General features: G+C 63.3%; 19 protein-coding genes and 2 tRNA genes. 18 read left to right on the top strand and 3 right to left on the bottom strand.

Translation table 11 applies throughout. The annotated features are described in order from the left end of the window. Nucleotides 1-92 precede the first annotated feature (92 nt). Nucleotides 93-2,537 carry a heavy metal translocating P-type ATPase gene (locus tag LT988_RS18920; RefSeq protein WP_232407066.1) on the top strand — a complete coding sequence of 815 codons (2,445 nt, stop codon included), beginning with the start codon at nucleotides 93-95 and terminating at the stop codon, nucleotides 2,535-2,537. Nucleotides 2,538-2,581: 44 nt separating this feature from the next. Continuing rightward, nucleotides 2,582-2,842, top strand: coding sequence for a cbb3-type cytochrome oxidase assembly protein CcoS (gene ccoS, locus LT988_RS18925; protein WP_232407067.1), 261 nt, complete (start codon nucleotides 2,582-2,584; stop codon nucleotides 2,840-2,842). Between the two features lie 125 nt (nucleotides 2,843-2,967). Here the strand turns inward: ccoS and LT988_RS18930 are convergent, their stop codons facing one another. After that, entirely contained in the window at nucleotides 2,968-3,528 is a 561-nt protein-coding gene (locus LT988_RS18930; RefSeq protein ID WP_232407068.1) for a gamma carbonic anhydrase family protein, read from the bottom strand. A 115-nt stretch (nucleotides 3,529-3,643) separates the two neighbouring features. After that, a complete protein-coding gene (locus tag LT988_RS18935; RefSeq protein ID WP_232407069.1) occupies nucleotides 3,644-5,278 on the bottom strand; it encodes an alpha-D-glucose phosphate-specific phosphoglucomutase in 1,635 nt (544 codons plus the stop codon). A 293-nt stretch (nucleotides 5,279-5,571) separates the two neighbouring features. Here LT988_RS18935 and htpG point away from each other — a divergent pair, with 293 nt between their 5' ends. The 16 genes from htpG to LT988_RS19015 all read left to right on the top strand — a co-directional run bounded on the left by htpG (nucleotide 5,572) and on the right by LT988_RS19015 (nucleotide 23,729). Then, the gene (gene htpG, locus LT988_RS18940) at nucleotides 5,572-7,491 is read left to right on the top strand and encodes a molecular chaperone HtpG (protein WP_232407070.1); all 1,920 of its coding nucleotides are present in this window, start codon (nucleotides 5,572-5,574) and stop codon (nucleotides 7,489-7,491) included. A 199-nt stretch (nucleotides 7,492-7,690) separates the two neighbouring features. Then, a complete protein-coding gene (gene adk / locus LT988_RS18945) occupies nucleotides 7,691-8,350 on the top strand; it encodes an adenylate kinase (protein WP_232407071.1) in 660 nt (219 codons plus the stop codon). Between the two features lie 176 nt (nucleotides 8,351-8,526). After that, on the top strand, nucleotides 8,527-8,910 hold the full coding sequence (trxA, locus tag LT988_RS18950; RefSeq protein ID WP_232407072.1) for a thioredoxin: 384 nt from the start codon (nucleotides 8,527-8,529) through the stop codon (nucleotides 8,908-8,910). Between the two features lie 107 nt (nucleotides 8,911-9,017). Further along, entirely contained in the window at nucleotides 9,018-9,452 is a 435-nt protein-coding gene (locus LT988_RS18955; RefSeq protein WP_232407073.1) for a DUF1249 domain-containing protein, read from the top strand. A 213-nt stretch (nucleotides 9,453-9,665) separates the two neighbouring features. Further along, the gene (locus LT988_RS18960) at nucleotides 9,666-10,136 is read left to right on the top strand and encodes an Rrf2 family transcriptional regulator (RefSeq protein WP_232407074.1); all 471 of its coding nucleotides are present in this window, start codon (nucleotides 9,666-9,668) and stop codon (nucleotides 10,134-10,136) included. 143 nt (nucleotides 10,137-10,279) lie between these two features. Further along, nucleotides 10,280-11,206: a 50S ribosomal protein L3 N(5)-glutamine methyltransferase gene (gene prmB / locus LT988_RS18965; RefSeq protein ID WP_232407075.1), complete on the top strand. Its 927-nt coding sequence runs from the start codon at nucleotides 10,280-10,282 to the stop codon at nucleotides 11,204-11,206. Nucleotides 11,207-11,448: 242 nt separating this feature from the next. Further along, complete coding sequence (gene hemN, locus LT988_RS18970; protein WP_232407076.1) at nucleotides 11,449-12,834, top strand: oxygen-independent coproporphyrinogen III oxidase; 1,386 nt, start codon at nucleotides 11,449-11,451, stop codon at nucleotides 12,832-12,834. Nucleotides 12,835-12,848: 14 nt separating this feature from the next. Next, on the top strand, nucleotides 12,849-14,408 hold the full coding sequence (locus LT988_RS18975; protein WP_232407077.1) for an AMP-binding protein: 1,560 nt from the start codon (nucleotides 12,849-12,851) through the stop codon (nucleotides 14,406-14,408). 143 nt (nucleotides 14,409-14,551) lie between these two features. Continuing rightward, nucleotides 14,552-15,853 (top strand): trigger factor, encoded by a 1,302-nt coding sequence (tig, locus tag LT988_RS18980; protein WP_232407078.1) that lies wholly within the window; start codon nucleotides 14,552-14,554, stop codon nucleotides 15,851-15,853. A 124-nt stretch (nucleotides 15,854-15,977) separates the two neighbouring features. After that, nucleotides 15,978-16,622, top strand: a complete 645-nt coding sequence (gene clpP / locus LT988_RS18985) for an ATP-dependent Clp endopeptidase proteolytic subunit ClpP (RefSeq protein WP_232407079.1) — start codon at nucleotides 15,978-15,980, stop codon at nucleotides 16,620-16,622. A 201-nt stretch (nucleotides 16,623-16,823) separates the two neighbouring features. Continuing rightward, nucleotides 16,824-18,098, top strand: a complete 1,275-nt coding sequence (gene clpX / locus LT988_RS18990; RefSeq protein WP_232407080.1) for an ATP-dependent Clp protease ATP-binding subunit ClpX — start codon at nucleotides 16,824-16,826, stop codon at nucleotides 18,096-18,098. 196 nt (nucleotides 18,099-18,294) lie between these two features. Continuing rightward, the gene (gene lon / locus LT988_RS18995; protein ID WP_232407081.1) at nucleotides 18,295-20,754 is read left to right on the top strand and encodes an endopeptidase La; all 2,460 of its coding nucleotides are present in this window, start codon (nucleotides 18,295-18,297) and stop codon (nucleotides 20,752-20,754) included. Nucleotides 20,755-21,222: 468 nt separating this feature from the next. Further along, nucleotides 21,223-21,495, top strand: coding sequence for an HU family DNA-binding protein (locus tag LT988_RS19000; RefSeq protein WP_232407082.1), 273 nt, complete (start codon nucleotides 21,223-21,225; stop codon nucleotides 21,493-21,495). Between the two features lie 13 nt (nucleotides 21,496-21,508). After that, a tRNA-Val gene (locus tag LT988_RS19005) sits at nucleotides 21,509-21,584 on the top strand. Nucleotides 21,585-21,640: 56 nt separating this feature from the next. Then, nucleotides 21,641-21,717, top strand: a tRNA-Asp gene (locus tag LT988_RS19010). An 89-nt stretch (nucleotides 21,718-21,806) separates the two neighbouring features. Further along, nucleotides 21,807-23,729: a SurA N-terminal domain-containing protein gene (locus tag LT988_RS19015; protein ID WP_232407083.1), complete on the top strand. Its 1,923-nt coding sequence runs from the start codon at nucleotides 21,807-21,809 to the stop codon at nucleotides 23,727-23,729. Between the two features lie 177 nt (nucleotides 23,730-23,906). On the opposite strand, the gene LT988_RS19020 is transcribed toward LT988_RS19015, so the two are convergent. Next, nucleotides 23,907-24,683, bottom strand: a complete 777-nt coding sequence (locus LT988_RS19020) for an enoyl-ACP reductase FabI (RefSeq protein WP_232407084.1) — start codon at nucleotides 24,681-24,683, stop codon at nucleotides 23,907-23,909. Nucleotides 24,684-24,852: the final 169 nt, after the last annotated feature.

Consider the following 24,852-nt stretch of genomic DNA (forward strand, 5'->3'; position numbering starts at 1 on the left):
CGGACGCGACGGCCCGCCCGGCGTCGTCCTCGACCCGCGTGCACTGCTTTCACTGCGGTCTTCCGGTCGCCGAATCCGCGCGCGAGACGGCGGTGGTGGCAGGTCGCGAACGGGACTTCTGCTGCACCGGTTGCAAGTCGGTCTGCGAGGCGATCTTCGCCGCCGGACTCGAGGGGTTCTATAAGCGCACCCCCGAGGGCGAGATCTTCGGTCCGCCACCCGAGCCGCCGAAAGATCTGGCCGTTTTCGATCTTGATGCCGTGCAGGAGGAGTTCACCGACACCGCCGGCGAGTCACGCGAGATCAATCTCCTGGTCGAGGGCATCCACTGCGCGGCCTGCGTCTGGCTGATCGAGAAGGGGCTTTGCGCCATGCCGGGGGTGGAGGAGGCCCGCGTCAACCTGACCGGCCGGCGACTGCGCGTGCGCTGGGACAACGGACGCCTGAAGCTCTCGAGGATCCTGCGCCGACTCGCGGATCTCGGCTATGCCGCCGCGCCCTTCGACCCCGAGTCCGCGGAGGGTGCGATCGGGCGCGAGAACCGCACCATGCTGTACCGCATGGCCTGGGCCGGTTTTGCGATGATGAACCTCATGTGGATCTCGATCGCGCTCTATGCCGGCGCCGATCAGGGCGAGTTCCGCGGTTTGTTTCAATGGCTCGGCTTCGTGATTGCCACGCCGACGCTTCTGTATTCGGGCGCGCCCTTTTTCCGCGGTGCCTGGTCCGGGCTGCGCTCGGGACATCTGAGCATGGACCTGCCGATCGCGATCGGCGTGACGACGACTTACGTTTACTCGCTCTATGTCACGCTCGGCATCTCCAGCATCGGCGACGTCTACTGGGACACCGTCGTCAATTTCCTCTTCGTCATCCTGGTCGGACGCTATCTCGAGGCGATCTCGCGTCGCAAGGCCGTGGCCTCGACACAACGACTGCTCGATCTTCAACCGAAGGTTGCGACCCGCCTGGACGGGGAAGCCTGCGAGACCGAATCGGTCGTCCCGGTGCGCGCACTGAAGCTCGGCGAGCGCGTGTTGGTACGTCCGGGTGAGCGGATCCCCGTCGACGGCGAGGTGATCTACGGCGGCAGCGGGGTGGATGAATCGATGCTGACCGGAGAGTCGCGACCGGTCGCCAAGGCGATCGGCGACCAGGTTGTTGCCGGCACGATCAACGGTGCGGGTGTCCTGACCGTGCGGATCGATGCGCTGCTGCGCGAGACCGCACTGGGTCGCATCATTCGGCTGGTCGAGGACGCACAAGCCAGCAAGGCACCGATCCAGCGGCTTGCCGACCGGATCGTCCCCTGGTTTGTCGCGGCAACGCTCGCTCTGGCTACCCTCACCTTCCTGTTCTGGATTCAGGTGGATGCCGAGGTTGCGGTGATGGCGGCGACGGCCGTGCTCATCATCACCTGTCCCTGCGCTTTCGGGATGGCCACGCCCATGGCGGTGGCCGTGGCCACCGGACTCGCCGCCTCGCGCGGCATCCTGGTGAAGAACGGTGCCGTGCTCGAGCGCCTCTCCTCGATCGATCACTTCGTGTTCGACAAGACCGGGACGCTGACCGTCGGACGCCCGACCGTAACCGGTCTCGCGAGCGCGCCCGGCGGCTGGCGTCTGATCGACGGGACGCAGGACCTGACACCCGAGGAGCGTGACCTCTTCGGAGGGCTCCAAGCGCTCGAGCGGCTCTCCGAGCATCCGATCGCCGCCGCCATCCTGGATCTCTGCGCGCGAGCCGAGATCGAGCGCATCGCGGCGCCGGTGGATGCGGTCGAGGTTGCGCCCGGTCTCGGGATCAAGGGGCGTGTGGACGGGGTCGACATCCTGGCCGGGACACGGGACTGGCTGGTCCGAAACGGTGTTCAGCCTTGGTCCGACGGGGAAGATCGGTCGGCTGATGCGACCTCGGGGCTTGTTCACTGCGCGCGAGCCGGCCAAGAGGTGCTGCGGCTCGGCGTCGCCGATCCACTACGACCCGATGCCGCGCGTGTAATCGCGCGGATGCGCGAGCGCGGGATCCGGGTGACGCTCCTCACCGGCGATCGCCGCGAGACGGCCGAGGCGATCGCTGCCGAGCTCGGAGGCGGGATCGAGGTCATCGCCCAGGTCATGCCCGAGGATAAGGATCGCGTGATCGCCGAGCTTCAGCGCGGCGGCCACCGGGTCGCTATGGTCGGCGACGGGGTGAACGACGCACCTGCCTTGGTGCGGGCCGATGTGGGCATCGCGATGGGGAGCGGGACCGATGTCTCGATCGCGAGCGCGGACATCGTGCTCATGTCCAGCGAGCTCGGGCGTGTCGAAGAGGCCGCCCGATTGTCGCGACGCACCCTAAGGACCATTCGCCAGAACATCGGTATCTCGGTGGTTTACAATCTCATCATGGTCCCGCTTGCGATGGCTGCGGTCATCACGCCCCTGATCGCTGCCATCTCGATGCCGCTCAGCTCCCTGGCGGTCATCGGTAACTCGGCGCGGATTCGTGCGGTTTTCAAGCCCGGAGACGGCGGCGCCCCGCGCGAACCGTGACCCGAGCGGTTGCTTGATGCTATCGAGCGGAGGTTCGATCGACGATGGACGTGATCTACGGCTTGATCCCCGGCATGCTTGTCCTTGGACTCGCTGCGGTCGCCGTGCTCTTCTGGGCGACCCGAACCGGTCAATACGACGATCTGGACGGCGACGGGCGGCGGATCCTGATGGACGAAGACGAGGAGGATGGCGACCCGCGGCGAGCCCCCCCCATGGACGCGGATCCCGAACTGAATCCCGTCGCGAGCGATCCGCTAGGTGAGATGCGCCATCGACGCAATCCCGATCAAGAAACTCGGTAGACGACGGGATTCAGAAATTTAAAAAAAATTAAATACTTAAACTGCGGCATCCACCGACGACTCGGGGGGCTCGGACATGACTTCAATGCAGGGCCCTTCCAAACCCCAAAGCGCCGCAGTTTAATCTAGAACTCGTTTTGGAGGCGTTTGTACCCGCGCACCAAATCGGCGTTGGCTCGGATGACGTCCTCGGAGAACTCACTCGCTTGGGGCGTGACACGCTTGATCATGTCGAGGTCGGTGGACGGGCCGATGCGTGTCGTCGAGGGGACATAGAACTCGGGCGGCAGGTCGCGTCCATCGACGACGGCGTTGTGGCGGACCACGCAGCCGTCCCCGACGTGGCAGTTGAAGAGCACGCTGTTGAAGCCGATGAACACCCGGTCTCCGACGGAGCAAGGGCCGTGCACGATCGATCGATGCGCAATCGAGGTGTTGGTCCCGATCGTGACCGCCGCGCCAGACTTCGAATGGATGACCACGCCGTCCTGGATGTTCGAGTTGGCGCCGATCACCACCGGGTCCATTTCGCCTTGTGCATCGACCTCATCGGCGCGGATCACGGCGTAGGGACCAACGAAGACGTTGGCGTGAATCACGACTTTTCCGCAGATGATGGCCGTCTTGTCGATGTAAGCGGATTCGTCGATCACCGGCAGATCGCCGGAGGGGTTCTTGCGGATCATTCGGAATGCCTGGATTCTAAAACATAGATCATTCTAAAGCGCGTCTCCGCTAAGGGTCTTGGATGCACCGAACGTCGAGCTCACCCGAAAATGAGCCTCTCGCTCTGGACGCGCTTTAGGTCACGACGTCCGGCTCGCTGCGCCCGGTCCGTGCTTCGATCTGCGCGAGCTCGCGCGCGATCAGGATCAGCGGCTGCATCGCCTCTTGGGTGTCCCGAAGGTGGCGCTCGGGATCAGGCTCGAAGAATTCGAGATAGATCCGCAGTGTCGCTCCTTCGGTTCCCGTGCCCGAGAGACGAAAGACGATCCGCGCTCCGCTCTCGAAACCGATGCGAATCCCCTGGCGCTCCGAGCGGCTGCCGTCGATCGGATCGGTATAGGCAAAATCATCCGCGTAGCTCACCGTTTGATCGCCGAGCCGCCGACCGGGAAGTCCTGGGAGGAGGATCCGCAGGTGGTCGATCAGACCTTCCGCCGCGGTTGCATCGACGGCCTCGTAGTCGTGCCGCGTGTAGAAGTTACGGCCGAACCGGCGCCAGTGCTCGGACAGGATCTCGGCGACGGATTGCTGGCGTACCGCCAGCAGGTTCAGCCAGAAGAGCACGGCCCAGAGGCCGTCCTTCTCGCGGACATGATCCGATCCGGTGCCGAAGCTCTCTTCGCCGCAGAGCGTGATTCGGCCGGCGTCGAGTAGGTTGCCGAAGAATTTCCAGCCTGTGGGGGTTTCGAAACACTCGACACCCAACTGCTCGGCGACACGATCCGCGGCCTGGCTGGTCGGCATGGAGCGCGCAACGCCGCGGATGCCGGCGCGATAACCGGGAACCAGATGCGCATTCGCCGCAAGCACCGCGAGGCTATCGCTCGGTGTGACGAAGCACTTCTTTCCGAGGATCATATTGCGGTCGCCGTCACCGTCCGAGGCGGCGCCAAAGTCCAGCGCATCCGGTCCCTCGGTCAGTGCAACCAGCTCCTTGGCATGGGCGAGATTCGGATCGGGATGCCCGCCGCCGAAGTCTTCCAGTGCTTCGGGGTTCATCACGGTCCCGGGCGCCGCCCCCAGGCGGTTTTCGATGATCTCCTTGGCGTAGGGCCCGGTCACGGCATGCATGGCGTCGAAGCGCATGCGGAAGATGCCGGAATTGAACAACTGATGGATGGCGTTGAAATCGAAGAGCGACTCCATGAGCTCGGCATAATCGCTCACAGGGTCGATGATCTCGACCTCCATGTCGCCGATACGCACGGTGCCGAGTGCGTCCAGATCGGTCGCCGGGCAGTCGAGCGTGCGGTATTCGCGAATCGTTTGAGTCCGCGCGAAGATGGCGTCGGTCACCGACTCCGGCGCAGGTCCGCCCGCCGCGATGTTGAACTTGATACCGAAGTCACCGTCAGGACCGCCCGGGTTGTGGCTGGCCGAGAGGATGATGCCGCCTCGGGTCCGGTATTTGCGGATGACGCAGGACGCCGCCGGGGTCGAGAGGATCCCGCCACGCCCGACCAGCGCCCGCTTGACCTCGTTGGCGGCGGCCATGCGCAGGATGGTTTGGATCGCCTCGCGATTGTAGTAACGTCCGTCACCGCCGACGACCAATGTCCCGCCCGCGACATGGGTCTGTGTGTCGAAGATCGCCTGAACGAAGTTCTCCAGATAGTGCGGCTGCCGGAACACATCGACCTTCTTGCGCAGACCGGAGGTACCCGGGCGTTGCCCCTCGAATGGCGTTGTGGCGATCACTTGCGGTTGCATCTTCGACCCCTTGACGTGTATTGACATGGCCGGTTCCGATCTTCAACATGGCCGGATGCGGGTCGCCCGGGCCTGCTTGAAACGGTTCTCGGAGGCGCGGGATGCGGATGCTCGGTCACGCGATCGGCCACTGCGCTCGTGAGGCATTGTATCCCCGCAAGCCCATGCGACAATACCGGATCGGTCCAGGGCTGCTCCGGCCGTGCACCGCGCGTGACGTCGAACGGCCGCTGCGCCCTCGGAACATCCCCTATTTCACGTTGAATCGAAGCACGATTGAGGTATTCCAAGCAATGACAGTCGAAGCGCACAAAGAAACACTGGACTTCAAGGCGGAGGTCAGCCAGGTGCTGGATCTCGTCATCCGGTCGCTGTACTCGAACAAGGAGATCTTTCTGCGCGAGCTGGTCTCCAACGCCTCCGACGCGGCCGAGAAGCTGCGTTTCGAGGCACTCAGCGACGATGGGCTCTACGAAGGCGAAAGTGATCTGCGCATCCGGGTCGAGATCGACAAGGAGGCCGGCACGCTGACCGTGTCGGACAACGGGATCGGGCTCAGCCGCCAAGAGGTGATCGATACCATCGGCAGTATCGCCAGTTCCGGCACGCGACGTTTCGTCGAGGCGCTTTCGGGCGACCAGGCGAAAGACAGCAAGCTGATCGGCCAGTTCGGCGTCGGCTTCTACTCCGCCTTCATCGTCGCGGACAAGGTGACTCTGATCTCGCGTCGCGCCGGTCTCGGTGCCGAGCACGGGGTACGTTGGGAGTCCGACGGCCGCGGCAGCTTCACCCTGGAGACGCTGGAGAAGCCCGGACGCGGTACAGACGTCATCCTGCACCTGAAGGAGGACGAGAAGGAATTCCTGGATGCCTGGCGTCTGCGCAGCATCATCGGCAAGTTCTCCGACCATCTCGCCCTGCCGGTGGAGATGCGCAAGGAGCTTTACGGGGAGGAGGCCGAGAAGGCCAAGGACGCACCGCCCGAGTATGAGCAGGTGAATCGAGGCACTGCGCTCTGGATGCGCAACAAGTCCGAGATCACGGAAGAGGAATATCACGACTTCTACAAGCATGTGTCGCACGATTTCGATGTCCCGCTCGCCTATGCGCACAACCGCGTCGAGGGAACGAACGAGTACACGACACTGCTCTTCGTGCCCAAACGTGCGCCCTGGGATCTCTGGGAGCGCGACGCCAAGCACGGCGTGAAGCTCTATGTGCGCCGCGTCTTCATCATGGACGAGGCCGATAAGTTGATGCCGCACTATCTGCGCTTCGTCAAGGGCGTGGTCGATTCCGACGACATGCCCTTGAACGTCTCGCGCGAGATCCTCCAACACAACCGCAAGATCGATACGATCCGCCAGGCCAACACCAAGCGCATCCTCGGGCTCCTGGAGACCCTGGCGAAGGACGAGCCCGAGAAGTACGGCGAGTTCTGGGACGAGTTCGGCCGGGTGCTCAAGGAGGGTCCGGCTGAGGACTTCGCGAACAAGGAGCGCATCGCCGGTCTGCTGCGCTTCGCCAGCACCCACAGCGAGAGCGATGCCCAGCGCGAGTCGCTCGACGCCTACCTGGAGCGGATGAAGGAAGGTCAGGACAAGATCTACTACATCACCGCCGACAGCGCGGCTGCAGCCCGTCACAGCCCGCATCTCGAGGTCTTCCGCAAGAAGGGCATCGAGGTGCTGCTGTTGTCCGACCGCGTCGACGAATGGCTGGTCAGCCATCTCACCGAATACAAGGGCAAGACACTGCACTCGGTGGCCAAGGGCGATCTGGACCTCGGCGGCTTGGCCGATGCGGAAGAGAAGGAGGCGAAGGAGAAGGCCGTTGCCGAGCACGGGGATCTGCTGGAGCGCCTGAAGTCCACCTTGGGCGAGCGGGTCGAGTCGGTCCGGCCGAGCACCCGCCTGGTCGAATCCCCGGCCTGTCTGGTCGTCGGCGAGCACGACATGAGTGCCAATCTGGCGCGCGTGCTCAAGGCGGTCGGTCAGAGTGCGCCCGAGAGCAAGCCGATCCTGGAGGTCAACATCGGTCATCCCTTGGTCAAACGTCTGGAGTCCGAGACCCAAGACGACCGCTTTGGCGACCTCGCGCTGATTCTGCTCGATCAGGCGCAGCTCGCCGAAGGTGGACAGCTCGACGATCCGGCGGCTTTCGTCGGGCGTTTGAACAAATTGATGCTTGGAATGCTGATGTCCGGTCGCTGACGGCGAATCGCGCGGCAGCGTCGCGTCGATTGCTCGCGCCCGCCGCTTCCGGCGGGCGCGCGGGCTCCTGACGGTCGTCGGCGTCAGATCCGGTCATAAGTCCCACCGATCCGCCGATGGATTTGTTCTGTGGTCGTGTCGAATCGGACTGTGGCACACTCGGGCGCACCTTCTAAAAACACTACTGAGGGAAAGCGAAATGCGCGTCATCCTACTCGGCGGCCCGGGCGCGGGAAAAGGCACTCAGGCCGGCTTCATCAAGGAGCACTTCAAGATCCCGCAGATCTCCACCGGCGATATGCTGCGTGCGCACGTTAAGCAGGGAACCGATCTGGGTAAAGCGGCCAAGAAGATCATGGACGAAGGCGGGCTGGTCTCGGACGACATCATCATGGGTATGGTGAAGACCAGGATCACGGAAGACGACTGCAAGAACGGTTATCTGTTCGACGGTTTCCCGCGTACGCTCGGCCAAGCCGATGCCTTGAAGGCGGCGGGGGTCGGAATCGATGTCGTGGTCGAGATTGACGTGCCGGACGAAGAGATCATTCGACGCATGTCGGGTCGTCGGGTCCATCCGGCATCGGGTCGGACCTATCACGTCGTCTTCAATCCGCCCAAGGAGGCCGACAAGGACGACGAGACCGGCGAACCGCTGATCCAGCGCGACGATGATCGCGAGGACACGGTGAAGGAGCGTTTGCGGGTGTATCACGACCAGACCGAGCCGCTGATCAACTATTACTCGACCTGGGCCGAGCAAGGCGGCGATGACGCACCGCGTTACGTCAAGGTGACCGGGATCGGCTCGGTGGAAGGGATTCGCGACGAGATCATCGAGAAACTCTCCGCAAGCTGACGCAGTTCCGAGCGCCTGTCGCCGACACGCAGCACCCGATGTCGGGCACGGCATTGCCGGCCCGATCCGGGCGTTCGGTATATCCTTGTTTCGAGTCGGTGAACCTGCCGAAGGGCCGGGTTTCTGATACCATCTCCGGCAACGTTTCATCGCCGAATTGATCGCAGGATACCCTTATGGCCGTAATCGAGCTCGACGGAACCAATTTCGAACAAACGATCCAAGACAACGCTTTCGTCGTCGTGGACTTCTGGGCACCCTGGTGTGGTCCCTGCCGATCTTTCGCGCCTGTCTACGACAAGGTGTCCGAGGACCTGACCGATGTCGTCTTTGCCAAGATCAACACCGAGGAGCAACAAGAGATCGCGGCTCACTTCCAGATCCGGTCGATTCCTACACTCATGATCTTTCGCGAGCAGATCATCATCTTCTCGCAGCCGGGCGCGCTCCCGGAGAGCCAGTTTCGAGATCTCCTGGCCAAGGCCGGCGAGCTCGATATGGTCGAGGTCAAGCGCCAGATCGCAGAGCAAGCTCAGTCCCACGCATCCGGCAACGCGTAGCTCGATCGACACGCACCGTACGCTCGGTTTTGGTCTCGATGCTGCGCGCTTGCCACCCCTGGGCGACTGCCTGCGTCCTCTCGGGTCGCCCCAACCTCGGGGCACTTATGAGTCTCTGCGAAGAGAACTTCGCGCGCCTCTCCCGTTTGGTCCCGGATCTGGCTGCGCGACCGTCCGGCGTCTACGGCTCGCGTTGCTCCGACGGGGTTGATCTGTATCTCGAGATCGTAGACCAAGCGCCCTTCACGACCATCCTTCGTCTCACCTATCTCTTCCCTGTTCAAGGGGTTACGCTCCCGGATCCGGATGCCCGCTTGAGGGTGTATCACGACGCCGGCCAGGTCGAGGTGATCGACCTGCGCCAAACGGTCCTGCCGCTGCGAGCCGATTATCGTGCGCCGGCGCTCGCGGAGAAGTGGCAAGCGAATGTCTTCATCGGCAAATGGCTGGCGTATTGCCTGAAACAGGGACGAGCCTTCGGGCAGGAGCCGGTCACTCCCCCGACGTCGGCGTCCGGCGCACCGGTGACGCTCTGCCCTTAACGCGCCGGTTGCCGGCGTGGGTCTGACCTCCGCTGGTTCCGAATCCATGCCGGCCGCGACCGCGGATTCTTCCCCTCGAACCCCATTAATCGACGACCGATCACGCGGTTGTGCATTGAAATGTCGAAATTGTTGACTACTTAACTGGGGGACATTGGGCGCCGTCGCTCCGACCCGCGTGCCCATCGGCTCACTCACTCCAGGCATCCTACGATGAGACTATCGACGAAAGGCAGATATGCGGTGACCGCTATGCTCGACCTCGCGCTGCATTCCGGCAGCGGCCCGGTGACGCTGGCGGACGTCTCGGTAAATCAAGGGATCTCGTTGTCGTATCTCGAGCAACTCTTTGCCGCGCTGCGGAGCAAAAAACTCGTGCGGGGCGTGCGCGGCCCCGGAGGAGGCTACTATCTCGGGCGGTCCGCCGAGGAGATCTCGATCGCCGACATCATCTGTGCGGTGGACGAGTGGGTGGAGTTCACCCGATGCGGCGGCCGCGAGAACTGTCGCGACGGGCAGCGTTGCTTGACGCACCATCTTTGGGACCAGCTCAGCGACGAGATCTTCCGCTTTCTCCAAGACATCTCGCTGCAGGACTTGGTCGACCGCGGCCGCGGTCGGTCCGATTCGCCGAAGGTCGAGATCGAAACGCTCGAGGACGACGCCAAACGCCGCGCCGCCTGATTGCCGATTCGACTTGAGGCCCAGTGCCGAGGCTCTTGTCGGCCTCGCGTGGGCTGTCGACCGGCATCGGGGCTGAACAGGGGCTCGCGGTAGTGTTATCCTGCAGCGCTGGATTCACTGACGCGTTCTCCTCGATATCTCGTATGGCCGAGCAGCCGGATGGTTTGATCACGATACAAGACTTTGTGCGGTGGGGGGCAAGCCGCTTCAACGCCGCCGGACTTTACTTCGGTCACGGGACCGACAACGCTCTCGACGAGGCCGCTCACCTGGTTCTCGGGACGTTGAGCTTGGAACCCGGACTCCCCGCCGGCTTTCGCGACTGCCGGTTGACGCCGGCCGAGCGGGTCCGGGTGTGCGAGATGCTCGAGCGACGCATCGAGGAGCGCATTCCGGCCGCCTACCTGACCGGGCGCACCTGGTTCGCCGGTCTCGAGATGAGTGTAACGCCGGATGTCCTGGTGCCGCGCTCGCCGATCGCCGAGCTGGTCGAGGCCGGATTCGAGCCCTGGATCGACGGCGAGATCGTCGGTCGCGTTCTTGATCTGTGCTGCGGTAGCGGCTGCATCGGCGTTGCCGCAGCCGTGCACCTGCCTGATGCAGACGTTGACCTCGTCGACATCTCGACCGAGGCACTCGATGTGACCCGACGCAACGTAGCACGCCACGGCGTCGACGACCGAGTGCGCGTGATTGCCTCCGATCTGTTCGCATCCCTTCCGAACGATCGCTACGACGTCATCGTCTCGAATCCGCCGTATATCTCACGCTCCGAGCTTGATTCCTTGCCGCTCGAGTACCGCAACGAGCCCGAGCTGGGACTCCTGGGGGGCGAAGACGGTCTTGATCTGGTGGTTCGGATCCTGGCGGATGCCGCCGGCCATTTGACCGACGAGGGGATACTGATCGTCGAGGTCGGCAGTGCGGCCCCCGAGCTGGAGCGCCGTTTGCCGAGCGTGCCCTTTACCTGGCTCGAGTTCGAGCGCGGCGGGGAGGGCGTCTTTCTGCTGACGCGCGAGCAGCTCGATCGGCATCAGCTCGAGCTGCTCGAAGAGGCCACCGCCCGATGAGGGTATTGAGGCGCATTAAAACGCCGTTAAGGATGGGAGCGACGCCTTCGGGCGCGAGGATCTGCCGCTCATGGATCCGGCCGGCAAGTACGCGGAAGCGATTCCATTCCATACCCTGCTCGAACAGATCAACGAGACGCGCCGACGCGGCCTCGAGGTCGGCGGGGATGATGCCTGAGACAGGCGCTACGAACATGGCCAAGTGGGCGTCTCAGCCGACCCCGCGGCCGGAGGGTTGAACGGTGGAACAAGGTATCTCATTCGATCTAGACCTGATCCGTCGCTACGACCAAAGCGGCCCTCGGTATACCTCGTATCCGACCGCGGTGGAGTTCGACGAGTCCTTCGATACAGCCGCCTATCGCGCGGCCTGCGAGCGCAGCAATCACAGCGGCCGACCACTGTCGCTCTACTTCCACATCCCCTTCTGCGATACCGTCTGCTTCTATTGCGCCTGCAATAAGATCGCGACCAAGGACCGCTCCTTGGCCCCGCCCTACCTGGAGCGCGTCTACAAAGAGCTCGCGCTGCAGTCCGAGCTTTTCGACAAGTCCCGCGTCGTGGAGCAGCTGCATTGGGGCGGCGGCACGCCGACGTTCCTCAGCCACGCTCAGATGACCGAGCTGATGGACACGACGCGCCGGCACTTCAATCTGGCCGGGGACGATGTCGGCGAATATTCGATCGAGATCGATCCGCGCGAGGCCGATGCGGCCGGCGTTGCGCTGCTGCGCCGCCTGGGCTTCAACCGGATGAGTCTGGGCGTGCAGGATTTCGACCCGCGCGTTCAACAGGCCGTCAACCGCATTCAGACCGAGGCCGAGACCATGGCCGTGCTCGAGGCGGCCCGTTCCGAGGGTTTTCGCTCGATCAGCATCGATCTCATCTACGGCCTGCCGCACCAGACGCCCGAGAGCTTCGCGCGCACCCTCGAGCGCATCATCGCGGTCGATCCCGAGCGTCTTTCCGTTTTCAACTACGCCCATTTGCCCGAGCGCTTCAAGCCGCAACGGCGCATCAACGAGGCCGACCTGCCGGCACCCGAGGCGAAGCTCGACATCCTCCAGTCGACGATCGAGCGCCTGACCGAGGCCGGTTATGTCTACATCGGCATGGATCATTTCGCCCGTCCCGACGACGAGCTGGCCCGTGCCCAGCAAGCCGGGACCCTGTATCGCAACTTCCAGGGCTACTCGACCCACGCCGACTGCGACCTGATCGGGATCGGGGTAACCTCGATCGGCAAGATCGACAACACCTACGGTCAGAATCGGCGCGGACTCGAGGAGTATTACGCGGATCTCGACGCCGGGCGCCTGCCGGTGTTCCGCGGCATTGAGCTGACCCGCGACGATCTGATCCGCCGCGACATGATCACCCGCCTCATCTGCCACTTCGAGCTGGACATCCCGTCCGCCGAGGCGGCCTGGGACATCCGCTTCGATGACTATTTCGCCGACGCCCTGATGAAGCTGCGCGACATGGCCGGAGACGGGCTGCTGGAGGTTGATGCGCAGAAGATCCGTATCCTCCCGCGTGGGCGACTCCTGGTACGCAACATCTGTATGGCCTTCGATGCCTATTTGGCCACCAAGACCGGGCCGATCGGCTTCTCGAAGGTGATCTGACGGTACCCTCGCTGGTGGGTACGAGCGTCTCGCCGGATATTCCCGCGCGCTTTCGGGCGACAGCGGCGCGGTTCGGCGAGTCGATGGGCGTTTGCTCGGATCAGGGCGATTGGAGCTACGCTGCGATCGATCGGGCCTCCGACGGGGTGGCCGGCGCCCTTGCCGTCGCCGGTATCGGGGAAGGCGATCGGCTGGGGCTGCTTTGCGGAAACGGCGCCGAGTTCGTCATCGCCTATCTCGGTGTCCTCAAGGCCGGCGGGACGCTGGTGCCGCTCAACCTCCTGCTCAACCCCAAGGAGATGGCCTTCATCCTCGCCGACAGCGGGGCGGTCGGTCTCATCCATCATGAGGCGTTCGATGCGGCAGCCGCGGCCGCGATTGAAGGACTGGCCGACATCGCCGTGCGGCTGCGGATCGGCGCGACCCCATCGGGCGATCCGGCCGTGTTCGATTTCGACGCCATGATGCGCAGCAGTGAGCCTGCACCGGTCCGAGCGCGCGATCCGCGGCAGGCGACTGCCGCGATCCTTTATACCTCCGGCACAACCGGTCGTCCCAAAGGCGCCATGCTGTCCCATGCCAATCTGATTGCGAATGCGGACGGCATCGCGCAAGCGCTCGGGCTCACACCGGCCGACCGTATCCTGGTTGTACTCCCGATGTTTCACGCCTTTGCAGCGACCGTCGGTGTGCTGACGCCATTGCTGCATGGGCTCGGGGTCGTGCCTGTGCCCAAGTTCGATCCAGGAGTCATCTCCACGGCGATCGGTCGTCATGGCGCCAGCGTTTTCCTCGGCGTCCCGAGCCTCTATGGCGTCCTGCTTCGGCTCGATACGGAGCTGCTCGCGCACTGGCGCAGCGTGCGTGTCTGCGTGAGCGGCGGGGCGGCCATGCCCGCCGCGCTGATGACGGCGTTTGAAGAGCGCTTCGGGATTCCGATCCTGGAAGGAGACGGTCCGACCGAATGTGGCCCTGTGACCTGCGTAAACCCGATTGCGGGGGTGCGCAAAACCGGCTCGATCGGGTTGCCGATCCCCACGGTCGAGACCCGAATCCTTGATCCCGAGGGTCGCGAGGTTGCTGACGGGACCTACGGCGAGGTCTGTGTCCGCGGTCCCAGCGTGATGCAGGGCTATCATCACCAGCCCGAGTCGACACGGGAGAGCTTCTTCGGGGACTGGTTTCGCACCGGCGATCTCGGCTATCGCGACGCGGACGGCTATGTTTTTCTGGTCGACCGCATCAAGGACCTCATCATCACCAACGGGATGAACGTCTATCCGCGGGTGATCGAGGAGGCGCTTTACGCGCATCCGGAGGTTGCGGAGGCGGCGGTCGTCGGCGATCCGGATGCACGTCACGGCGAGATCCCGGTCGCACATGTCGTCCTGCGCACCGGCTCCTCGGCAACCGAGGCGAGTCTGCGGGCCTGGTGTCGGGAGCATTTGGGGCGGCATGAGGTGCCGCGCCGTCTGGTCATCCGGGACACCCTTCCGAAGAACGCGGCGGGCAAGATCCTCAAGCGCGAGCTGCGGCGCGCCGGCGAGCATGAGCGGGGGTTCGGCTCAGGCTGAGCGTCTGGAAGACCGGATAGCGTTCGCCACGGGCAGTCCGTGCGGTATACTGGACAGCTTTTATGCGGTTTGGGCATCCTTGCCCGATCCAAGATTCAAAAACCTACGGACCCCTCGGCGGGGGGGCCGACCGGAGAGACATGATGCAGGTTTCGGTTGAGACGGGCGAGGGATTGGAGCGACGGATGAAAATCGATCTACCTTTCGAGGAGATCGAGGCCGAGGTGGAGAAGCGCTTGCAGAAGCTCGCCCGAAGCGCTCGGTTGCCCGGTTTTCGGCCGGGTAAGGTGCCGATGAAGGTGCTGAGAAAGCGCTATGGCAACGCCGTGAACCAAGAGGTCTTCGGCGAGTTCGTGGAGTCCAGCTTCTCCGAGGCGCTTATGCAGCAATCGCTGCGTCCCGCGGGGATGCCGCGCATCGAGCCGGAGATCGATCCGGTCGAGCAGCGTTTCGGCTACACGGCGATCTTCGAGGTCTTGCCGCAGGTGGAGATCGCATCCCTGGCCGGGCGTGTGGTGAAGTCCCCGGTCGCCGAGGTCACCGAGGGCGATATCGATGCGATGGTCGAGCGGCTGCGCCGGCAGCACGCGACCCGGGCGCCGGTTGACCGACCCGCCGCGACGGGCGATCTTCTGACCATCTCCTTCAAAGGAACCATTGAGGGCGAGCCCTTCGAGGGCGGCTCCGCCTCCGGAGTGAAGCTTGAGCTGGGCACGGGCAGAATGATTCCGGGGTTCGAGGAAGGCTTGATCGGCGCCTCGGCCGGCGAGGAGCGCACGCTCGATCTCGTGTTTCCCGATCCTTACCAGGCCGAGCATCTCGCCGGAAAGCCGGTGCGTTTCGAGGTGACTGTCGAGGGAGTCGAGGAGTCCGTTCTGCCCGAGGTCGATGCGACCTTCATCGAGGCCTTCGGTGTGGCGGACGGGGATATCGCGCGTTTTCGCGAGGACGTGCGGCAAAATATGGAACGGGAGATGAAACAGCGGCTCGACGCCCGCAGAAAGGATGCAGTGATGGATCTACTCCTTGCGGCTCACGATATCGAGCTGCCCGGCGCCTTGGTTCAGGAGGAGATCGGCGCGATGAAGGGGCAGATGCTCGAGACGCTCGGCTCCAAGGACGTGGCCCTTCCCGACGGGCTGTTCGACGACGCCGCCAAACGGCGTGTCGCGCTTGGCCTCATCATCGGCGAGATCGTGAAGCGGCAGGGGCTTCGCCCAGATGCGCAGCGTGTACGCGCGGCGGTCGAGGAGAACGCCTCGACCTACGAGCATCCTCAAGCGGTCGTCGATTACTTTTACTCCGACCCCAAGCATCTGGCCTCGGTCGAGAGCCTCGTGCTCGAGGGTCAGGTCGTCGACTGGGTATTGGGACAGGTCGAGGTCGAGGAGGAAGCACTGACCTTCGCCCAGTTGTCCGAGTCGGGTCCTCGCCCGGGCGTTTGACGGCAGCGGGCGCGGTTTGCGGTGTTCACGCGCCGGTCAGGCACACATCCGTGTGCGGCGATTCCCCGCCGGCGGATGTCGATTTTCTTCATTCTGAACGCGATCTAAGGCGATGAGACATCCTATGAGCTATTCTTCGAGCCGTTCGGATTGGCAGCCCTCCGGCCTGGGGCTCGTGCCCATCGTTGTCGAGCAGACAGCGCGGGGCGAGCGGTCTTTCGACATCTACTCCCGGCTTCTCAAGGAGCGCGTCATCTTCCTCGTCGGTCCCGTCGAGGATCACATGGCGAACCTGGTGGTTGCGCAACTCCTGTTCCTGGAGTCCGAGAACCCCGACAAGGACATTCACCTTTATATCAATTCGCCGGGCGGATCCGTGACGGCGGGCCTGGCGATCTACGACACCATGCGGTTCATTCGGCCCGACGTGAGCACGATGTGCATCGGTCAGGCGGCCAGCATGGGTGCTTTGCTGTTGGCGGGCGGTGCAGCCGGAAAGCGGGTCTGCCTACCCCATTCGCGCATGATGATTCATCAACCCTTGGGCGGGTTCCAGGGCCAGGCGACGGATATCGACATCCATGCACGCGAGATTCTGTATATCCGCGATCGTCTCAACCACATCCTCGCCCACCATACTGGCCAGCCGATCGAGAAGATCGCGGACGATACCGAGCGTGACCGTTTCATGAGCGGGGAGGAATCCGTGGCTTACGGACTGATCGACAAGGTCATCGATGAGCGTGGCCCTGCGCCGACGAAGGCCTGATCTCGGCGGCCCGCATCGTCGGCGGCTCGGGTCGCGATCACTGCGTGACGCCGGCTATCGGCAATCCAATGACGGATTCCGTGGTGATCCGCGGGGTTCGTCACCATCTTGCCATCCAACAGCAAACCGTTATGATTGAGTTTGCGCTCTCAGGGAGCCTGTCACCTTGACCCTAACCGACCGCACGGAGACTCAACCGCGATGAGTGGAAATAGCCACGGCAAGAGCGACGACGGCAAGCTACTCTACTGCTCCTTCTGCGGCAAGAGTCAACACGAGGTCCGCAAGCTCATCGCCGGCCCGTCCGTGTTCATCTGCGACGAGTGCGTCGAGCTCTGCAACGACATCATCCGCGAGGAGATGCAGGACGGCGTCGGTGAAGCGACCAACAACCTTCCCAAGCCGCGCGAGATCAACGCCCGACTCGATGAATTCGTGATCGGCCAAGAGCAGGCCAAGAAGGTCCTCTCGGTCGCGGTCTACAATCATTACAAGCGTCTCGAGGTCGCCGAGGCCAAGGAAGACATCGAGATCGCCAAGAGCAACATTCTGCTCATCGGCCCGACCGGCTCGGGCAAGACACTGCTCGCGGAGACACTCGCCCGTCTGCTGAACGTGCCCTTTACGATCGCCGATGCGACGACCTTGACCGAGGCCGGTTATGTCGGCGAGGACGTCGAGAACATCATCCAGAAGCTGCTCCAAAAGTGCGATTACGACGTCGAGAAGGCGCAGACCGGTATTGTCTATATCGACGAGATCGATAAGATCTCGCGCAAATCGGATAATCCATCGATTACCCGCGATGTCTCCGGCGAGGGGGTTCAACAAGCCTTGCTCAAGCTGATCGAAGGCACCGTGGCCTCCGTTCCGCCGCAGGGCGGTCGCAAACATCCGCAGCAAGAGTTTCTGCAGGTCGACACATCCAATATTCTCTTCATCGTCGGCGGAGCCTTCGCGGGTCTGGATAAGGTGATTCAGAATCGCTCGCGCAAGACGGGTATCGGCTTTGCGGCCGAGGTCCACAGCCAGGACGACCGTCGTCAGATCGGCGAGCTCTTGAGCGCGGTGGAGCCCGAAGATCTGATCCGCTACGGCTTGATCCCCGAGTTCGTCGGTCGGCTTCCGGTGATGGCCACCTTGGAAGAGCTCGATGAGCCGGCGCTGATGCGGATCCTGACCGAGCCCAAGCACGCTTTGGTCAAGCAGTACCAGCGACTCTTCGAGATGGAGGGTGTGGAGCTCGAGCTGCGTGATGACGCCTTGCGGGGGATCTCGCGCAAGGCCATGGAGCGCAAGACGGGAGCGCGCGGATTGCGCACCATCATGGAGCAGGTGCTCTTGGATACCATGTATGACCTTCCGTCGATGGACCATGTCGGCAAGGTCGTGATCGATGCGTCGGTTATCTCGGGCGAAAACAAGCCGTTTCTGATCTACGAAGGATTGGAGAAGCAGGCCGTCGCGGCCGACTGAACATCGTTCGTCTCCCTCGTGCCCCGCGTACCTTGCGGGCACCCGCCGGGCCTGCTTTGTGTTGAAGTCGGCTCGGCGCGCCCTGATCCTAACCCCAGGCGAGAACTCCACCGACACCCCGAGCCTACGCGCGCTCACGAGCCGCCGGCACAACCACCGCCGACTCGGGTCGTCCACTTTACGAGAACGGATCCACATGGCGCACCACGACTCAGTATCCAGCTCGACACCCGGTAGCCTACAGGAGGTCCCGGTCCTCCCCTTGCGGGACGTCGTCGTCTATCCGCATATGGTGATTCCGCTTTTTGTCGGCCGAGACAAATCGATTCGCGCGCTCGATGCCGCGATGGCAAGCGATAAGCAGATCCTCTTGATCGCCCAGAAAAGCGCCGATGTCGACGACCCGGGCGTGAAGGATCTCCATGAGATCGGGACCCTGGCGAACATCCTGCAGCTGCTCAAGCTCCCCGACGGGACCGTAAAGGTGTTGGTCGAAGGCAATCAACGGGCACGTATCGACCGTTTCCTGACCACGGAAAGCTCCTTCTCGGCCAACATCGAGCCGATGGACGAGACCCTCGAGGTCGACGAGCGCGAGCAGGAAGTGCTGATGCGCTCTGCAGTCACCCTGTTCGATCAGTACGTCAAGCTCAACAAGAAGGTGCCGCCGGAGGTGCTGACATCGCTCTCCAGCATCGACGAGGCGGGCCGGCTCGCGGATACGATGGCCGCGCACATGTCGCTGAAGCTCGACGAGAAGCAGCGTGTTTTGGAGATGATCGACGTTCAAACGCGCCTTGAGCATCTCATGGGTCTGATGGAGTCGGAGAACGACATCCTTCAGATGGAGAAGCGTATTCGCGGGCGCGTGAAGCGCCAAATGGAGAAGAACCAGCGCGAGTATTATCTCAACGAGCAGATGAAGGCGATCCAGAAGGAGCTCGGTGAGCTCGAGGACGCGCCCAACGAGATCGAAGACCTGGCGAAACGCATCGAGGCCGCCGGGATGCCGCGCGAGGCCAAGGCCAAGGCGCAGGGCGAGCTCAACAAACTCAAGCTGATGTCGCCCATGTCGGCCGAGGCCACAGTGGTGCGTAACTACATCGATACCCTCGTCGCTGTGCCCTGGAAGAAACGCACACGCATCCGCAACGACATCAAGGTCGCCGAAGCGGTCCTCGACAAGGACCACTACGGCCTGGAGCGCGTCAAAGAGCGCATCCTCGAATATCTCGCGGTCCAGCAGCGGGTGCGTAAGCTCAAAGGCCCCATCCTCTGTTTGGTCGGTCCGCCCGGTGTCGGTAAGACCTCGCTTGGCCAGTCGATTGCCCGTGCGACCAACCGTCAGTTCGTGCGCATGTCGCTCGGCGGCGTGCGTGACGAGGCTGAGATCCGCGGACATCGTCGGACCTACATCGGCGCACTGCCCGGCAAGATTATCCAGAACCTCTCCAAGGCCGGTTCCCGCAACGCCTTCTTCCTGCTCGACGAGATCGACAAGATGGCGATGGATTTCCGCGGCGACCCCGCCTCGGCGCTGCTTGAGGTCCTGGATCCGGAGCAAAATCACACCTTCAACGACCACTATCTGGAGGTTGATTTCGATCTGTCCGAGGTGATGTTCGTCGGCACCGCGAACACACTGAACATCCCGCCGGCGCTCCTGGACCGCATGGAGGTCATCCGTCTCTCCGGTTACACCGAGGACGAGAAGGTCGCGATCGCCGAGCGCTACCTGCTCCCGAAGCAGATGAAAAACAACGGTCTGAAGGATGGCGAGGTGCTGATTCGCGAGAGTGCGTTGCGCGACATCATTCGGCATTACACGCGCGAGGCCGGCGTGCGTAGTCTCGAGCGCGAGATCTCCAAGATCTGCCGCAAGGTCGTCAAGGAGGTGTTGCTGAAGAAGCGCGACACGGCCACGACCGTCAGCGCGAAGAATCTGGAAAAGTACCTTGGCGTGCAGCGTTTCCGGTACGGCCGTGCGGACGAGCACGACCAAGTCGGTCAGGTCACCGGTCTCGCCTGGACGGAGGTCGGCGGCGAGCTGTTGCGCATCGAGTCGGCCTTGGTCCCCGGTAAGGGCAAGTTCACCTACACGGGGCAGTTGGGCGACGTGATGCAGGAGTCCATTCAGGCTGCGATGACAGTCGTGCGCTCGCGTGCAGACGCGCTCGGAGTGCCTCCGGACTTCCACAACACGCTCGATGTGCATATCCACGTGCCCGAGGGGGCGACCCCGAAGGACGGGCCCAGTGCGGGTGTGGCCATGTGTACGGCGCTCGTATCCGCGTTGACGAAGATTCCCGTGAAGGCAAGTGTCGCCATGACCGGGGAGATCACCCTGCGCGGCGAGGTGTTGCCGATCGGCGGGCTGAAAGAGAAGCTCCTCGCGGCGCACCGAGGCGGTATCGAGACGGTGATCATTCCGCTTGAGAACGAGCGGGACCTCACCGAAATCCCGAAAAACATCAAGCAGCATCTCAACATCCATCCGGTGCGTTGGATCGACGAGGTTTTCGATATTGCATTGACGAAACGCCCGGAGCGCATCGCCGCCGAGGCTGACGGAAACGACCCGATCACGGTCGAGAAAGACACACGCGAGGCTCCCGCCGAGCCGGCGCGCGATCAGACCGCTCGACTCCACCATTAGAGATCGACAAAGGTCGACCGAGCCGGGAGAGGAGAGATTCCGGGGCGCTTCCCAGGCGCCTCTCTCGGCTTGGTCGCGGCATGTGCAGCTCGGATCTCCTCCGGCTCCCTCCGGACGCGTGGGAACATCTTATACCTCTTCCCTCTCCATGCCGCGGCGGCGCCCCGACGGCCCTTGGTCCTGATCGTGATATCCGCAGACAAGCGTCGGCCCGGACGATCCCGAGTCGTCGGTTGATGACCCGACGTGTGCGAGTCGTTCTCGTTTCGTTGACTGAAGGCCGTTTTGAACGGCCCAAACATCAAAAAGCCGGTTGCCCTCGCCCGGACTCCGATTTAGCATGCAGCGCAGGTCGGTCGTGCCGTTGAGACGGTGTTGATGTCCTGCTCATCGGCCGGAAGCCGTTTTCGGCTTCCTTAGCGTCGGAGCGCCTACTGGCGCAAATTGAACGAATCAACAGGGGGAGCAATGAATAAGTCGGAACTTATTGAAAAAATGGCGGATGCTGCGGACATCTCGAAGGCTGCAGCAGCGAAGGCGTTGGATGCCTTCACGGATGGCGTTGCCGGTGCGCTCAAGGAGGGCGGTACGGTCTCCCTGATCGGGTTCGGAACCTTCGCCGTGAAGGAGCGGGCAGCGCGCACCGGTCGTAATCCCCAGACGGGCGCGACAATCGAGATCAAGGCAAGTAAAACACCTTCGTTCAAGGCTGGCAAAGCTTTCAAGGACGCTGTACAATAGTTGTTCGTCTCAAGGGTGCTTAGCTCAGCTGGGAGAGCATCGCCCTTACAAGGCGAGGGTCGCAGGTTCGATCCCTGCAGCACCCACCAAGCTCTTCAAGGCGAAGGTTCATCGGAACCTGGGTCTCTGGGAGCAAAGATTTTTAGGAGCGGTAGTTCAGTTGGTTAGAATACCGGCCTGTCACGCCGGGGGTCGCGGGTTCGAGCCCCGTCCGCTCCGCCATCGACGTCAATCGGGGATGCCGCCACCGGCATCCCCGATTCTTCTCCCGGATCCGTCCTCCACCCCCCCAATCAGCAGTTGAGCGCCTCATGCTTCAAGCCATTCGGGAACGCGCCCAGGGTTGGCTCGCCTGGGTCATCGTCGCACTCATCAGTGTTCCATTCGCCCTCTGGGGCATTCAATCCTATCTGGGTGTCGGCGGGGAGCCGGTTGTGGCGACGGTCAACGGCGTCGAAATCACCGATCGAGACCTGAGTCGGCGCGCACAGCAGGCCCGCCTCGAGCTGCGCGAACGCCTCGGCGCGGCTTACGATCCGGCGCTCTTCGAGGAGGGACGCCTGCGTGCCGAGGTGCTCGACGACATGATTCGGCAAACGCTCCTTCTGGGCGTCTCCAACCGTATCGGTATGCGGGTGTCGGACGAGGAGGTTCGTATGCAGATCCTCGCCGAATCTGCTTTTCAGCGCGACGGCCGGTTCGATCGCGAGGCTTACGAACGACTGCTCCGCCTTCAAGGGCTTTCTCCCGCGCAGTTCGAAGAGCAGCTGCGGCAGCAACTGATCGGCAACCAGTTGCTTCGCGCCGTAGTCGGCAGCGAGCTCATGACGCGCGGAGAGCTTGCCGAGTATCGTCGCCTCGCCGGACAGACCCGAGAACTGTCCTACGCCGCGATGCCGGCGGCGGAGTTCCGAAGCGACGCTCCGATCGGCGAGGAGGAGATCCAAGCCTTTTACGAGTCCAACCCGGCCCGGTTCCAAAGCCCTGAGATGGTCAAGTTGGACTATCTGGTCCTTGATGTCGGCGAGCTTGCGAAGGGCGCCGAGATCAGCGACGACGAGCTCAGGCGGGTCTACGAGGAGGATCGCTCGCGCTTCGGTCGCCCGGAGCAGCGTAGCGTCCGCCATCTTCTATTGACGGTCCCGCCCGAAGCGGATGAGGCTGCGGCGGAGGCGGTCGAGGCCCGGTTACAGGCCATTCGCGGTCGGATCGCCGCGGGCGAGGCGTTCGACGAGGTTGCTCGGTCGGAGTCGCAGGATCCCGGCAGTGCGGGCGAGGGCGGATCCCTGGGGACCATCGAGCAGGGTATCATGGATCCCCTGTTCGATGCGGTCGCCTTCAGTCTCCCAGAAGGCGAGCTCAGCGAGCCGGTCCGTACGCGGTTCGGCTATCACCTGATCGAAGTGACCGAGATCGTGCCGGCGTCGGTGAAGTCGTTCGACGACGTCAAGGAAGAGCTTCGTGCCGAGGTCTCGCGCCAGCGTGCGGAATCCCTCTTTTACGATCTCGGCGAGCGGCTTGCGAACGTCGCGTACGAATCGCCGGATAGTCTGGAGCCGGCCGCGGACGAGCTCGGTCTGCCCCTTCTGCAAAGCGATTGGCTCGGACGCGAAGGCGGAGAAGGTGTGTTTGCATATCCCCGTGTCATGGGTGCCGCCTTCAGCGACGAGGTTCTCGTCGGCCGCAGCAACAGCGATCTGATCGAGCCCGAGCGCGATGTCCTTCGAGCCATCGTCCTGCGCGTTGCGGATCATCGCGTGGCGGCGGTGCGACCACTCGACGAGGTGCGCGACGAGATCGTCGAGGAGTTGCGTTCGGAGCGTGCGCGCGAGGCGGCTCTGCAGGCGGCCGAGGGTGCTGCCGAACAGCTTCGAAAAGGCACGAGTTGGTCCGAGGCCCTGCCGTCGGCGGTTGTCGAGACCCCCGGGGCCGTGGGCCGAGATCTTCAGAGTGTTCCGGCACCGGTGCGTGGCTTGGCGTTCACGTTACCTGCACCGGTTGAGGGCGAACCCAGCGTCGGTACGACGGTGCTGGAGAATGGAGACGTTGCGGTAGTCGAAGTCACGCAGATCAAGGACGGCGAGGTCAGTCCGCCGGAAGGCCCTTCATCCGGATCCGAAGGCGAGATGCTCGCCCAATTGCTCGGGCGCCACGTCTACGATGCGATGCTCGCGGATATGGAGATGCGGGCCAAGGTGGAACGCAATCCGATCAAGACGACCTCCGACCTTTAGCCCTATGTCCGGCAGTTGACCGCGTCGTGCCCCGTGCAAGGTTTTGACGCGGTCGGCGCTCTTGAACAGCTGATGCCTCAGCCGCCGGCGACGGCCGCTATGACCCCTGGAGCACGGCCCCGCGACGGGTGTGGGTGCGGCGGAAGGGTCGGTGCGACCGACCACCCCGCCTTGCATTCAGCCTAGGCCGAGGATGTGGTACCCGGTATCGACGTACACGACGTCTCCCGTGATGCCGCTCGCCAGATCCGAGCAGAGGAAGGCTGCGGCATTTCCGACCTCCTCGATGGTGACGTTGCGCCGCAACGGCGTGCGTTCCTCGACCTTCTTCAGCATGTCGCGGAAATCCGATATCCCGGCTGCGGCAAGCGTGCGGATGGGTCCGGCGGAGACCGCATTCACGCGCGTCCCGTGCGGTCCCAGCGATGCCGCGAGATAGCGCATGTTCGCCTCGAGACTTGCCTTCGCCACACCCATGACGTTGTAGTTGGGAACGGCCCTTACGGCGCCCAGGTAGGTCATAGTGACGAGCGCGCCGTTGCGTCCCTCCATCATCCCGCGGCTTGCCTTGGCCAGTGCCGCGAAGCTGTAGGAACTGATGTCGTGAGCGGTTGCGAAGCCTTCGCGCGTGACGGCGTCGACATAGTCGCCCTCGAGCTGCTCGCGCGGGGCGAAGGCGACCGAGTGGACGATACCGTCCAAACCGTCCCAGCGCTCGGCAAGCTCGGAGAACAGGGTCTCGATGTCGCTGTCGCTGCCGACGTCGAGCGGAAAGGTCAGATCCGAGCCGCATTTTGCCGCCATGTCCTCGACGCGGGATTTAAGCTTGTCGTTCTGGTAGGTCAAGGCGATCTCGGCACCCTCGCGGTGCATCGCCTCGGCACAACCCCAGGCGATGGATCGGTTGCTGGCGACCCCGGTGACGAGGATCTTCTTTCCGCTTAGGAATCCCATGGTTCGATGTCTCTTCCGTTCAGTGGGCGGCGCCGCACGGCGCGCAGATAGGTCGGGGCGGGCGGGGTTGCACGGCTGAATCCATGCTTGAAGTTGGCCGTACGATCGTCCGAAGATCGAGTTCTGCGCCATCGCGTGTCCACGGAGCGCTTGGCGCGGCCGGGCGGAC

Origin of the sequence: Thiocapsa bogorovii (assembly GCF_021228795.1) — a bacterium.
Classification (GTDB): domain Bacteria; phylum Pseudomonadota; class Gammaproteobacteria; order Chromatiales; family Chromatiaceae; genus Thiocapsa; species Thiocapsa bogorovii.

Coding starts and splice junctions, on each gene's coding strand:
- lon (WP_232407081.1), top strand. CDS start 18,295: ATGGCGCACCACGACTCAGTATCCAGCTCGACACCCGGTAGCCTACAG.
- LT988_RS18935 (WP_232407069.1), bottom strand. CDS start 5,278: ATGCAACCGCAAGTGATCGCCACAACGCCATTCGAGGGGCAACGCCCG.
- adk (WP_232407071.1), top strand. CDS start 7,691: ATGCGCGTCATCCTACTCGGCGGCCCGGGCGCGGGAAAAGGCACTCAG.
- ccoS (WP_232407067.1), top strand. CDS start 2,582: ATGGACGTGATCTACGGCTTGATCCCCGGCATGCTTGTCCTTGGACTC.
- LT988_RS19000 (WP_232407082.1), top strand. CDS start 21,223: ATGAATAAGTCGGAACTTATTGAAAAAATGGCGGATGCTGCGGACATC.
- prmB (WP_232407075.1), top strand. CDS start 10,280: ATGGCCGAGCAGCCGGATGGTTTGATCACGATACAAGACTTTGTGCGG.
- LT988_RS19020 (WP_232407084.1), bottom strand. CDS start 24,683: ATGGGATTCCTAAGCGGAAAGAAGATCCTCGTCACCGGGGTCGCCAGC.
- LT988_RS18930 (WP_232407068.1), bottom strand. CDS start 3,528: ATGATCCGCAAGAACCCCTCCGGCGATCTGCCGGTGATCGACGAATCC.
- tig (WP_232407078.1), top strand. CDS start 14,552: ATGCAGGTTTCGGTTGAGACGGGCGAGGGATTGGAGCGACGGATGAAA.
- LT988_RS18960 (WP_232407074.1), top strand. CDS start 9,666: ATGAGACTATCGACGAAAGGCAGATATGCGGTGACCGCTATGCTCGAC.
- clpP (WP_232407079.1), top strand. CDS start 15,978: ATGAGCTATTCTTCGAGCCGTTCGGATTGGCAGCCCTCCGGCCTGGGG.
- trxA (WP_232407072.1), top strand. CDS start 8,527: ATGGCCGTAATCGAGCTCGACGGAACCAATTTCGAACAAACGATCCAA.
- clpX (WP_232407080.1), top strand. CDS start 16,824: ATGAGTGGAAATAGCCACGGCAAGAGCGACGACGGCAAGCTACTCTAC.
- LT988_RS18955 (WP_232407073.1), top strand. CDS start 9,018: ATGAGTCTCTGCGAAGAGAACTTCGCGCGCCTCTCCCGTTTGGTCCCG.
- LT988_RS19015 (WP_232407083.1), top strand. CDS start 21,807: ATGCTTCAAGCCATTCGGGAACGCGCCCAGGGTTGGCTCGCCTGGGTC.
- htpG (WP_232407070.1), top strand. CDS start 5,572: ATGACAGTCGAAGCGCACAAAGAAACACTGGACTTCAAGGCGGAGGTC.